This window comes from Streptomyces phaeochromogenes, assembly GCF_001418655.1.
Taxonomy (GTDB): Bacteria; Actinomycetota; Actinomycetes; order Streptomycetales; family Streptomycetaceae; genus Streptomyces; species Streptomyces phaeochromogenes.
Genome location: NZ_LIQZ01000153.1, coordinates 1 through 13,750 on the forward strand (window position 1 = coordinate 1; position 13,750 = coordinate 13,750).

The 13,750-nt window shown below is 70.2% G+C and carries 3 protein-coding genes; 1 reads left to right on the forward strand and 2 read right to left on the reverse strand.

The genetic code is table 11. The features are described 5' to 3' along the window. Both AOK17_RS20960 and AOK17_RS20965 read right to left on the reverse strand, forming a co-directional pair. A partial coding sequence (locus AOK17_RS20960; RefSeq protein ID WP_055614052.1) for a type I polyketide synthase occupies positions 1–10,704 on the reverse strand: 10,704 nt, incomplete at its 3' end. A gap of 159 nt (positions 10,705–10,863) precedes the next feature. Then, positions 10,864–12,021: a DegT/DnrJ/EryC1/StrS family aminotransferase gene (locus AOK17_RS20965; RefSeq protein WP_107102460.1), complete on the reverse strand. Its 1,158-nt coding sequence runs from the start codon at positions 12,019–12,021 to the stop codon at positions 10,864–10,866. 240 nt (positions 12,022–12,261) lie between these two features. Here AOK17_RS20965 and AOK17_RS20970 point away from each other — a divergent pair, with 240 nt between their 5' ends. Further along, positions 12,262–13,740 (forward strand): NDP-hexose 2,3-dehydratase family protein, encoded by a 1,479-nt coding sequence (locus tag AOK17_RS20970; RefSeq protein ID WP_055614054.1) that lies wholly within the window; start codon positions 12,262–12,264, stop codon positions 13,738–13,740. Positions 13,741–13,750 lie beyond the last annotated feature (10 nt).

Here is a 13,750-nt window from a genome sequence, read left to right on the forward strand (position 1 = left end):
CACCCCCACCGGAGCCGCGGTGTTGCCGCTGCCTGCTGGGGAGTTGAGGAGGTGCGCGAGAAGATGGCGGGCGAGCGTGGTGACGGTGGGGTAGTCGAAGACCAAGGTGGAAGGCAGGCGCAGGCCGGTAGCGGTGGCCAGGGCATTGCGGAACTCGACCGCGGTCAGGGAGTCGAAGCCCATCTCGCTGAACGCCCGGCCTGGTTCGATCACCGTTTCCGGGCCGAAGCCCAGCACCACGGCCACCTGAACACCCACCAGATCGGCGACCACGGACAGTTGCTGATCATCATCGTCCAGACCCTGCAGCCGGCGCGCCAGCGAGGAGCCCTGCCCGGCCTGCACGCTCGCGCGACGGCCCTGCCGCCCGACCAGCCCCGCAAAGACGGTCGGAACCTCCCCGTCCCCCGCGTGCAGACCAGCCAGGTCCAACCGCACCGGGATCACAGCCGGCACCGACTCCGGCACCGACAAGGCCGCGTCGAACAGGGCCAAGCCCTCCTCGTCGGTGAGGGGCTGGATGCCGGAGCGGGCCAACCGGGCACGGTCCTGGCCGGTCAGCCGGCCCGCCATCCCCTCCGCCTGCTCCCACGGCCCCCAGGCCAACGACTGCCCGGACAGCCCCAAGCCCTGCCGGTGCTGCGCCAGAGCATCCAGGAACGCGTTCGCCGCCGCGTAGTTGGCCTGGCCCGCGCCACCGAAGACACCCGCGATCGACGAGAACAGTACGAACGTCGACAGGCCCATCTCCCGGGTCAGTTCGTGCAGATGCCACGCCGCGTCCGCCTTCGGCCGCAGCACGGTCTCCAGCCGGTCCGGGGTCAGATCGGCCAGCAGAGCGTCATCCAGGACCCCGGCCGCGTGCACCACACCGGTCAGCCGATGAACCGGATCGATACCGGCCAACAGCCCCGCCAGCGCGCCACGGTCGGCCACATCGCACGCCTCGACCCGCACCGCCGCCGCACCCAGTTCCGACAGCTCCGCCACCAACTCGCCCGCACCCGCAGCCGCCATACCCCGACGACTCACCAGCAGCAGACGCCGCACCCCGTGACCGACCACCAGATGCCGGGCCACCAACGCCCCCAGACCACCCGTACCACCCGTCACCAACACCGTGCCGTCCGGATCCCACGCCATGGAACCCTCGGCGGCCCGGGCCTGGACGCGCGCCAGGCGGGAACCGTGGCAGACGCCCTCGCGGATCAGCAACTCCGATTCCATGCCTGCCGTCTGGTCCAGGGTGGCCAGCAGCGCCTCGGAGTCCGGGTGGCTGTCCAGGTCGGCGAGCACGATCCGGCCGGGGTTCTCCATCTGCGCGGATCGAGTCAGGCCCCAAACGGCCGCCCCGGCCGGGTCGATGGCCTCGTCAAGGGAACGGGCCACGGCCTCCCGTGTGACGACCACCAAGGTGGAGGTCGAGAACCGTTCCTCGGCCAGCCAAGCCTGCAGTGCGTCCAGTGCATGTTGTGCCCTCGGGCCAACCGGTCCTCCGGTCTCCCGGAGGTCGAGGACGATGACGTCCGCCGCGTCCACGGCCGTCACCTCCGACGCGGACCGCACGGTGGCGACACGCCTCTCATTCACCTCGCCGGGAACGGGGGCGGGTGTGACGGGAATCCACTCCATCTCGAAGAGCGAGCGGTGGCCGTCGGCCGGCGTCGCACTCAGCTGCCCGGCGGAGATCTCGCGGTAGGCGAGAGAGTCCACTGTCGCAACGTGCGCACCGACGCCGTCGGCCAGCGTCATCCGCAGTGCGGAGCCGGCCGCCGAGATCCTCACCCGTAGCTGCGAGGCGCCCGTGGCGTAAAGGCGAACCCCACTCCAAGCGAAGGGAATTGCGGGCCCACCGCCGCCGGTATCGCCGCTGCCGTCGTCGACGAAGAACTTGGCGTGCAGGGCGGCGTCGAGCAGCGCGGGGTGGATGCCGAATGCGGCGGCGTCAGCGGCGGCCGTCTCGGGTAGTTCGACCTCGCAGAACACCGTGTCGTCCAGCTGCCAGGCCGCCCGCATCGCCTGGAACATCGGCCCGTACTCAAGTCCGTATCCGACGAGCCTGTCGTAGAAGTCGTCGAGTGGCAGTGGCGTGGCGTGGACGGGCGGCCAAGTCTCCATGCCTGTCGGCCCGTTGGCCGGGGAGGTATCCGGAGCGGTGTCCGGGGCGAGGAAGCCTTCGGCGTGCAGGGTCCATTCCTCGTCGAAGGCCGCGTCCTCGGGCCGCGCGTGTACGCGTACCTCCCGACGCCCCTCCGCGTCGGGAGCGCCAGCCATCACCTGCACCGCCACCCCGCCCCGCTCGGGCAGGACCAGCGGCGCGTGCAGTGTGAGCTCCTCCACCACCGCGCAGCCCACCTCGTCGCCTGCCCGGATGGCCAGTTCGACGAAGCCGGTGCCGGGGAACAGGACGGTGCTCATGACCGCGTGATCGGCCAGCCACGGCTGCCCCTGGACCGACAGACGGCCCGACAGCACCACACCCCCCGACCCGGGCAGCTCCACCACCGCACCCAACAGCGGGTGTTCGGCGCTCACCAGACCCGCAGCACCCACCTCACCCCCCACCTGGGCAGAACTCGTCCAGTAGTGCTTGTGCTGGAAGGGGTACGTGGGCAGGTCGACGGAGTGGGTGAGCTGGTCTTCGAAGAGGGCGGGCCAGGTGACGGGCACGCCTCGGGTGTGCAAGTCACCCAGGGCCCGGAGGAGATGGGCGGCCTCGGGTCGGTCCCGGCGCAGGGCGGGGACCGTGTCCCCGTCCTGGTCGGCGTCCGCGGACAGGGTCGCGAGGGCGGTCAGGGTGGCGTCCGGGCCGATCTCCAGGAACGTGCCGACTCCCGCGTCGCGCAACGCCTGCACGCCGTCCCCGAACCGGACCGCCTCACGTACATGGCGTACCCAGTAGTCGGATGTGCACAGGTCCTTCGGGTCGGCGAGGGTGCCGGTGAGGTTGGACACCAGCGGGATCACCGGCGGGTGGAAGGTGACCTTTGCAGCAACCTCGCGGAAGGCAGCCAGCATCGGCTCCATCAACGGGGAATGGAAGGCGTGCGAAACCTGCAACCGCCGCGACCGCTCGAAACGGGCCGCTGCCCGCATCACGGCGCTCTCCTCGCCGGAGATCACAACAGCATCGGGACCGTTGACCGCCGCGATCGCCACCCGCTCCAGACCGAGCTCCAAGTCCGCCAGGACGGCGGCGACCTCGTCCTCGGTGGCCCGAACGGCGACCATCACACCGCCCGCGGGCAGCGCACCCATCAACCGACCACGCGCCACCACCAACGCACACGCATCCGCCAACGAGAACACACCGGCCAGATACGCAGCCGCCAACTCACCGACCGAGTGCCCGGCCACGAAGTCCGGCCGCACACCCCACGACTCCAACAACCGCCCCAGAGCCACCTCCAACGCGAACAACGCCGGCTGCGCAAACTCCGTACCATCCAAACGGCCCTGGCCATCAGCCCCTTCCGCAGGCCACATGACCTCCCGCAGCGGCAGACCCAGTTCGCCGATCACCTCGTCCAAGGCGCGGGCGAACACCGGGAAGGTGTCGTACAACTCCCGCCCCATACCGAGGCGTTGACTGCCCTGACCGGAACAGATGAACGCCAGCCGGCCACCGACCGGCACCCCACCCAGCCGCTCCCCCCGGGCCACCGCCTCCAGCCCACCCACCAACTCAGCCATATCCGCACCAACCACCACAACCCGGTGATCCAGTGCGGCACGCGTGGTGGCCAGCGAGTACCCGACGTCCACCGGATCCAGGTCCTGCCCGGCGACATGAGCAGCCAACCGCGCGGCCTGTGCCCGCAACGCCTCCCCCGTACGAGCCGACAACACCCACGGCACAACAGGCAGACGCACAGCAGGCTCGGCCGAAGAGTCCTCCGGGAGATCCGGAGCCTCCTCCAAGATCAGGTGGGCGTTGGTGCCGCTGATACCGAACGACGAGACCCCCGCCCGGCGCACGCGGCCCTCACGCTCCCACAGCCGTGGCTGGGTGAGCAGTTGAACCGCCCCCGCCGACCAGTCCACGTGCGGTGACGGTTCGTCAACGTGCAACGTCCGGGGCAGCACACCATTGCGCATCGCCATGACCATCTTGATCACACTCGCGACACCGGAAGCCGCCTGCGTGTGACCGATGTTCGACTTCAACGAACCCAGCCACAACGGCCGCTCCCCCGACCGCTCCTGCCCATACGTGGCCAACAACGCCTGCGCCTCGATCGGATCACCCAAAGCCGTACCCGTGCCATGCGCCTCCACAGCATCCACATCCGCCACAGAAAGGCCCGCACTCGCCAACGCCTGCCGAATCACCCGCTGCTGAGAAGGACCATTCGGAGCGGTCAGGCCGTTGGACGCGCCGTCCTGGTTGACCGCCGAACCACGAATGACGGCGAGAACCCGGTGACCGTTGCGCCGCGCCTCGGACAACCGCTCCAGGACCAGCACACCCACCCCCTCCGACCAGCCCGTACCGTCTGCCGAAGCCGAGAACGCCTTGCAGCGGCCGTCCGGGGACAGGCCCCGCTGGCGGCTGAATTCCACGAAATTCAGGGGCGTGGACATCACCGTCACTCCGCCGGCCAGGGCGAGGCCGCATTCGCCGTTGCGCAGCGATTGAGCGGCGAGGTGCAGGCTCACCAGCGAGGACGAACACGCGGTGTCCACCGAGATGGCCGGACCCTCCAGGCCGAGGGTGTAGGCGATGCGGCCGGAGATGATGCTGCCCGCGCTGGTTGCGGTGGGGTAGTCGTGGTACATCACCCCGGCGAACACTCCGGTGGGGGTGCCCTTCAGTGTGGCGGGCACGATCCGGGCGCGTTCCAGTGCTTCCCAGGAGACTTCCAGCAGCAGTCGCTGCTGCGGGTCGAGTTCGCGTGCTTCCCGTGGGGAGATGCCGAAGAACTCCGGATCGAAGCCGGCCGCACTGTCCAGGAACCCGCCCTCACGCACGTAACTCGTCCCGGGACGTGAGGACTCCGGGTCGTAGAGCCGCCCCAGGTCCCAGCCCCGGTCGGCCGGGAACTCGGTGATGGCGTCCACGCCGTCCGCCACCAGCCGCCACAGGTCCTCAACTCCCGTGACCCGGCCCGGATATCGGCAGGCCATGCCCACGATGGCGACGGGTTCGTCGGTTGCCGCGGGCAGCGCGGGGACGGTCGGCCTGGTCCGGCCCTCGGCGCCCGGCACGTCGGACAGCACGTCGGGCAGCACTTCGGACACCAGGTGAACGGCGAGCGCCCGTACGCTCGGCCGGTCGAAGACCACGGTGGCCGGGAGGTTGGCACCGGTGGCGCCGTTGAGTCGGTTGCGGAGTTCCAGGGCGGTCAACGAGTCGAAGCCCATCTCCTGGAAGGCCCGGTCGGGCTCGATCGCCTCGGGGGACGCGTGCCCGACCACCGCTGCCGTATGGGTGCGGACCAGCTCCAGGACCGTCCGCAGCGCCTCGGACTCGGAGAGGCCGGCCAGTTGCTCGGCCAGTCCGCTGCCGGAGCCAGTCGCGGTGGCGGTCCGCGCACTCGGCCTGGTCCGGGCGATGGGGCGCAACAAGGGCGGAAGTTCGGTGCCCATACCTATGCCCGTGCCTGCGCCGGTGCCGTCGCCGCTCCGGGCACCGGCACGCGCACGGGAGCGCAGTACGGCCGTGTCGAGGACCAGCGGGGCGAGCAGCGCATGGCCGGTGGTGAGGGCCTTGTCGAACAGATCAATGCCCTGGTCGGCGCTGAGAGCTGGGAGTCCCAGGGAGCTGAGGCGGTTGAGATCGGTCTCGGTCAGCTGGGCGGTCATTCCGACCTGCAGGTCCCAGGCGGCGTAGGCGAGGGAGGTGGCGGCCAGGCCGTTGGCGCGGCGGTGCTGAGCGAGGGCGTCGAGGAAGGTGTTGGCGGCGGCGTAGTCGCCCTGACCTGCCGCGAGGACCAGACCGCCGGAGGAGGAGAACAGTACGAAGGCGGACAGGTCCAAGTGGCGTGTGAGCCTGTGCAGATGCCAGGCAGCATCCACCTTGGGGGCCAGCACCCGTCGCATCGACTCGGGGGTGAGGCCGGAGATCAAGCCTCCTTCGGCGACTCCGGCGGCGTGCACCACTCCGGTCAGCGGGTGTTCACCGGGGATCCGGGCAAGCAGACCGGCCAGCGCGTCCGGATCGGCGACATCGCAGGCGACGACGGTGACATCGGCTCCGTACCCGGTCAGTTCCTCGGCCAGTTCCGCCGCGCCGGGGGCGTCGGGGCCCCGACGGCTGGTGAGCAGCAGGTGCCGTACGCCGTGACGGGTCACCAGGTGCCTGGCCAACAGGCTGCCGAGGCCGCCGGTGCCGCCCGTGATCAGCGCGGTGCCGGTGGCGTTCCACGGGGACGCCGGTCGACCCGCTTCGCCGGGTTCGTCGAGATCGGCGGGTTCAGTCGGCTCGGCGCGTTCGGCGGCCTCGGTCAGCTCGGCGAGCTCGATCCTGGTGAGCCTGGGCACCAGCAGGGCCCCGCCGCGCAACGCCATCTCTTCCTGGCCGCTGCCCAGGGCCTCCGACAGCAGGCGGGGCTCGGGGCGGCCTCCGTCGTCCCGCGCGTCGATGTCCAGCAGGGCGAAGCGGCCGGGGTTCTCCTGCGCGCCCGCTCGTACCAGCCCCCATACGGGTGCCTGAGCCAGGTCGGCGATGTCCTCGTCCGGGTCTACGCCCACGCCGCAACCGGTGACCACCACCAGCCGGGAGGCGGTCAGACGGTCGTCGGCTAGCCACGCCTGAAGCACCGGAAGCAACTGGTCGGCAACCATGAGGACGCCGGACGGGACCTCTGCGTCACCCGCGTCCGGGGAAAGGCGACGGGCGTCGAGCAGCACATCGCTCGGTACGGTGGCGCCTGCCTCGATCGCCGCGACCAGCGAGACGAGATCCGGGTGAACGGCGGCCTCGGGCCGACCGGCCAGGCGGTCGTCACCGATGACGGCCCATGAGTCGACGGGCGTCGCGGGACCGGGGGCAGGTGCCCAGTGGACGCGGTGCAGCGCCGCCCGCTCCCCGGTGCCGCCTCCCAGTTGGGCGGAGGTTACTTGCCGGGCAACGATCCCGGCGATCTCCGCCACCGGCCGCCCCTGGCCGTCGGCGACCGACACGGAGCTCCCGCCCGGAGAGACGCGGACGCGCAGCTCGGCGGCGCCCGAGGCATGCACGGTGACCCCGTTCCAGGCGAACGGGATCGCCGGGCCGTCCTGCTGTTCCTCGCTCAGGATGCTTACGTGCAGAGCGGCGTCGAGCAGGGCGGGGTGGAGGCCGTAGGAGGCGGCGTCGTCCACGGCGTAGTCGGGCAGGGCGACCTCGGCGAAGAGTTCGGCGCCACGCCGCCAGGCCGCTCGCACGCCTTGGAAGAGCGGGCCGTAGCCGAAGCCCCGTGCGGCGAGGCGCGGGTAGAAGTCCGACACGTCGGTCGGGACGGCACCCTCGGGGGGCCAGGCCCGTAGGTCGGTAATGGCGGTGTCGGCGGCGGGGACGGTCGGGGCGAGGACGCCAATGGCGTGCGGCGTCCACTCCTCCTCGGCGGGCGTGCGCTCGGACCGCGAGTGGATCGCTATCCTCCTGCGGCCCGAGGCGTCGGGGCCGTCCACCACGATCTGGAGTGCGACCCCGCCGTGCTCGGTCAGGACGAGGGGGGCCTGGATGGTCAGTTCCTCGATGGCCGGGGTACCGACCTGGTCTCCGGCGTGGATGGCCAGTTCGACGAATGCCGTGCCGGGGAGCAGCACGGTGCCGAGCACCTCGTGGTCGGCCAGCCAGGGATGGGTGGCGAGAGACAGCCTGCCGGTCAGCAGCAGCCCGTCCGATCCGGGGAGCGTCACCATGGCGCCCAGCAGCGGGTGTTCTGCGGGGCCCTGGCCCACGCCGACGGGGTCACCGGACGGCGTCGACCCGTCGAGCCAGTAGCGCCGGCGCTGGAAGGGGTAGGTGGGCAGGTCGACGGCTTGGGTGAAATGGTCTTGGAAAAGGGCGGGCCAGGTGACGGGCACGCCTCGGGTGTGCAAGTCGCCCAGGGCCCGCAGGAGATGGGCGGCCTCGGGCCGGTCGCGGCGCAGGGCGGGAATCGCGTCCCCGTCCTGATCGGCGTCCGCGGACAGGGTCGCGAGGGCGGTCAGGGTGGCGTCCGGGCCGATCTCCAGGAACGTGCCGACTCCCGCGTCGCGCAACGCCTGCACGCCGTCCCCGAACCGGACCGCCTCACGTACATGGCGTACCCAGTAGTCAGGTGTGCACAGGTCCTTCGGGTCCGCGAGAGCACCGGTCAGGTTGGAGACCAGCGGGATCACCGGCGGGTGGAACGTGACCGACCGGGCCACCTCGGCGAAGGCAGCGAGCATCGGGTCCATCAGCGGCGAGTGGAAGGCATGCGACACCCGCAACCGCCGCGACCGCTCGAAGCGCGCCGCGACCAGTCCGACCGCCTCCTCCTCGCCGGAGACGACCACCGCATCAGGGCCGTTCACCGCCGCGATCGCCACCCGCTCCAGACCGAGCTCCTGGTCCGCCAGGACGGCGGCGACTTCGTCCTCGGTGGCCCGCACCGCGACCATCGCACCCCCGGCAGGCAGCGCACCCATCAACTGGCCGCGCGCCGCCACCAACGCGCATGCATCCGCCAACGAAAACACCCCGGCCAGATGCGCAGCCGCCAACTCCCCCACCGAATGCCCGGCGACGTAATCGGGCCGCACACCCCACGACTCCAGCAGTCGGCCCAGAGCCACCTCCAGCGCGAACAACGCCGGCTGCGCAAACTCCGTACCATCCAACCGGCCCTGGTCATCAGCCCCTTTCGCAGGCCACATGACCTCCCGGAGCGGCAGACCCAGTTCGCCGATCACCGCGTCCAAGGCGCGGGCGAACACCGGGAAGGAGTCGTACAACTCCCGCCCCATCCGCAGCCGTTGACTGCCCTGACCGGAACAGATGAACGCCAGTCGGCCACCGACCGGCACGCCACCCAGCCGCTCCCCCCGGGCCACCGCCTCCAGCCCACCCACCAACTCAGCCGTATCCGCACCAACCACCACCACCCGGTGCGCCAGCGCGGCACGAGTAGTAGCCAGCGAATAGCCGACGTCGACGAGATCCAGACCCCGCTCGGCAACATGAGCAGCCAACCGCGCAGCCTGCGCCCGCAACGCCTCCCCCGTACGAGCCGACAACACCCACGGCACAACAGGCAGACGCACGGCAGGCTCGGCCGAAGAGCCCTCCGGGAGATCCGGAGCCTCCTCCAGAATCAAGTGCGCATTGGTCCCACTGATACCGAACGACGAGACCCCCGCCCGTCGCAGGCGGCCCTCACTCGCCCACGGCCGTGGCTCGGTGAGCAGCTGAACCGCCCCCGCCGACCAGTCCACATGCGGCGACGGCTCATCCACGTGCAATGTCCGGGGCAGCACACCACTGCGCATCGCCATGACCATCTTGATCACACCGGCCACCCCGGCCGCCGCCTGCGTATGCCCGATGTTCGACTTCAACGACCCCAGCCACAAAGGCTGCTCCGTGGGCCGCTCTTGCCCATACGTGGCGATGAGCGCCTGGGCCTCGATCGGATCCCCCAGGGACGTCCCCGTACCGTGCGCCTCCACCACGTCGATGTCCGCCGGGGACAGGCCCGCGTCGGCGAGTGCCTGGCGGATCACCCGCTGCTGCGAGGGCCCGTTCGGGGCGGTGAAACCACTGCTGGCGCCGTCCTGGTTGACCGCCGAACCCCGGATGACGGCCAACACCCGGTGGCCGTTGCGCCGCGCCTCGGACAGCCGCTCCAGGACGAGGACCCCCACCCCCTCCGCCCAGCTCGTGCCGTCGGCCGAGGCGGAGAACGCCTTGCAGCGGCCGTCCGGGGACAGGGCACGCTGGCGGCTGTACTCGACGAACATCCTCGGCGTGGACATCACCGTGACCCCGCCGGCCAAGGCGAGGGTGCACTCGCCCCGGCGCAGCGCCTGGGCGGCCAGGTGCAGGCTCACCAGCGAGGAGGAGCAGGCGGTGTCCACCGAGACCGCCGGTCCTTCCAGGCCGAAGAGGTAGGAGACCCGCCCGGAGACGATGCTCGCGACGCTGCCGGCGGCGAGGTACGCCTCAAGGTCTTCGGGGATTTCGGCCGCGGCCGAGCCGTAGTCGCAGTACATGACGCCGCCGAACACTCCTGTGTTGCTGCCGCGCAGTGTCGCCGGGTCGAGGCCGGTGTGTTCCAGCGCTTCCCAGCAGGTTTCCAGGAGGAGGCGTTGCTGGGGGTCCATGGCCTGGGCCTCGCGCGGTGAGATGCCGAAGAACTCGGCATCGAAGTCGGTGACGCCGTCGAGGAATCCGGCCTCACGGACGTAGCTGTGTCCGGTGCTGTCGGGATCGGGGTCGTAGAGTCCCTCGATGTCCCAGCCGCGGTCGCCGGGGAAGGGTCCGATGCCGTCCTCGCCCGCGGCGACCAGCCGCCACAGGTCGTCCGGGGTGGTGATCCCGCCGGGGAGACGGCAGCTCATGCCGACGATGGCGATCGGCTCGTGTTCCCTTTCCTCTGTTTCGCGCAGACGCCGGCGGGCCTCGCGGAGATCCGCGGTGGTCCGCTTCAGGTAATCGAGAAGTTTCTCTTCGTTCGACATCCCTACACCCGCCTGCTCGATACGTACGGGAATCCGGCGCAGCCCTTCGCCGACGTACAGGAGTTCCCGCATTCCGTGCCGGGCTCGCCACCGAAACCGCGACCGCGACCTAAACCGCCGCCAACACCAACGCCGCTATCGCTGCCACTGCCGCCGTTGCTGCCACCGCCACTGCCACCGATATTCATGCCGATTCACCTGCCGGACAATCGCGTTCGCATGGCGGCCATTTCACGTCGTGGTTCTCGTCGATTCGACGGCCCATCGGATGATGTCGCAGACCCCTGAGATTTCTTCGGCGCCGATGACCGATCCGGTCGGGAGTGACAGGACCCGCTCGGAGAGCCCCTCGGTGTGCGGCAGCGGCAGCGGCGCGTGGATCCCGGGGTGGCTGCGGTAGGGCTCGTGACGGTGGCAGCCGGGGTGGAAGTAGCGGCGGGAGCGGACGTTGTGGCGCTCCAGAATCTCGTGGACGCGGTCCCGGTGGATGCCCGCGGCCGTCTCGTCGATCTCGATGACGACGTACTGGTGATTGGCGCGCTCCCCCGGTGCCTGCCGGCGGACGCTGACGCCCGGCAGTCCGTCGAGGCCCTGCTCGTACCTGCGGTGGTTGAGGGTGTTGTACGCGATGAGGGCGTCGATGTTCTCCAGCGAGGTGAGCCCCATGGCCGCGCTGGCCTCGCCCATCTTGGCGTTGGTGCCGTGGGACTGGACGAGGCCGTCCTCTCCGATGCCGAAGTTGCGCATGGCCCGTGCGCGGGCGGCGATCGCGGGGTCGTCGGTGACCAGCGCGCCGCCCTCGAAGCTGTTGATGAACTTGGTGGCGTGGAAGCTGAAGACCTCGACGGAGCCGAATCCGCCGAGCGGCCTGCCGTGGTAGGTGCTGCCGAGGCCGTGCGCGGCATCGAACATCAGGGGCAGGCCGGCCCCCGCTGCGATGTCGGTGAGTTCGTCGACGGCGCAGGGCCGGCCGAAGACGTGCACGCCGAGGATGCCGCCGGTCGCCGGTCCGATCAGTTCCTTGACCAGTGCCGGGGACAGGTTGGCGGTCTCCTCGTCGACGTCGCAGAAGACCGGGGTGACGCCGATCCAGCTGAGCGCGTGCGGGGTGGCGACCCAGGTGAAGGCGGGGACGATGACCTCCGTCCCCGGCTCGATGCCGCAGGCCCGCGCGGCCAGTTGGAGGGCGATGGTGCCGTTGCACGTGGCAACGCAGTGAGCGGTGCCGGCCAGGGCCGCCACCGTCTCCTCAAGCTCCAGGACCAGCGGGCCGTTGCTGAGCCAGCGCCGGTCCAGGGCGGCATCGATTCTCTCCTGGAGGCGCTTGCGGTCGCCTATATTGGGGCGGCCGACATGCAGCGGCTCCGGGAATCGCGATAGTTCGGACACGGGTCGAGCGTAAATAGGGGAACGCCGGACGGATAACCCCTAGGTCGAACGAACCCACCCCTACCGTGCCGAGTTCGCAAGGGGTCACTCCCCTAGCGAGCCACCCTCGCCCCCTATTCCGGACCCCGAATAGCGGCTGGGACAACTGACCTGCACCATTCCTCTTTCAACGCCGATCGGCAATTACTACGCTGGCCGCGGTCAGCCACAATTTCCCAGAGTGCCACAAAGGGGTCTCCCATGGCCGATCCATTTTCCGCACCGCCGTCGCTGAAACCGCCCGACCAGCAGACCGCGGGCAGAATCGCCGCGCGGATCGCCGAGTCGACGCTGTCGGACGAGGGAGTGGTCACCAGCACGGAAGAGTTCCACCAGTGGTTCGCCGAGCGGCGGCACCGGGACACGGCGCAGGTGAGCAAAGTCCCGCTGGCCGAGCTGTCCGGCTGGCGGACCGAGCCGGACACCGGGAACCTGGTGCACGACACGGGGCGGTTCTTCACGGTGGAGGGCGTGGAGACGCAGATGGTGTCCGACGGACTGCCGCACACGTGGAGCCAGCCGATGATCCACCAGCCGGAGATCGGGATTCTCGGTTTCCTCACCCGGGAGTTCGGCGGTGTCCTGCACTTCCTGATGCAGGCGAAGAACGAGCCGGGCAACCACAACGGTGTGCAGCTGTCGCCGTCCGTGCAGGCCACCCGGAGCAACTACACGCGGGTGCACCGGGGCAACGCGGTCCCGTACGTGGAGCATTTCCAGCAGGCCGAGCGGCACCGGGTACTGGCCGACGTGCTCCAGTCCGAGCAGGGTTCCTGGTTCTACCGCAAGCGGAACCGCAACGTGGTGGTGGAGCTGGAGGAGGACGTCGAGGTCGGGGAGAACTTCTGCTGGCTGACGCTGGGCCAGATCCACCGTCTGCTGGCCACCGACGACGTCATCAACATGGACTCCAGGACGGTGCTCGCCTGTCTGCCCTTCGTCGGCGCCAGCCTCGCGTCGGCCTTCCCGCTGGCCGACGATCTGCGTTCGGCGGTCACGCGGTCGTGCAGTGACGAGCAGGGCAGTCTGCATTCCACGGCGCGGATCCGCAGCTGGCTGACCGAGATGCGCGCCGAGACCGAGGTGCGGACCCGTCGGGTGCCGCTGCGCAAGGTGGCCGACTGGCAGCGTTCGGAGTTCGACATCGCGCACGAGGACGGCCGGTTCTTCCGGGTCGTCGGGGTCGATGTGCGGGTCGGGAGCCGGGAGGTGCGGCACTGGTCGCAGCCGATGATCGAGCCGTGCGGGCCCGGGGTGATCGCCTTCCTGGTCACCCAGTTGGACGGGGTGCTGCACGTGCTCGTCAACGCGCGGGTCCAGGGTGGTCTTGTGGACGGGATCGAGCTGGCGCCCACGGTGCAGTGCACGCCGTCGAACTATCTGCCGGGGCCGCGCCCGGCGCAGTTGCGGTTCCTGGAGACGGTGCTCGGCGCGGGCAGGGACCGGATCCGGTTCGACAGTGTCCAGTCGGAGGAGGGCGGCCGTTTCCATCACGCGCGCAACCGCTATCTGATCGTGGAGCTGGATGCAGACCACCGCGTCGAGGACGACTCCTTCCGCTGGGTCGCCCTGCATCAGCTCGCCGAGTTCCTGCGGCACAGCCATTACGTCAACATCGAGGCCCGCAGCCTGATCGCCTGTCTGTACAGCCTGATCGGGGCGACCGAGGAGGTGCGGTGAGATGACCGCC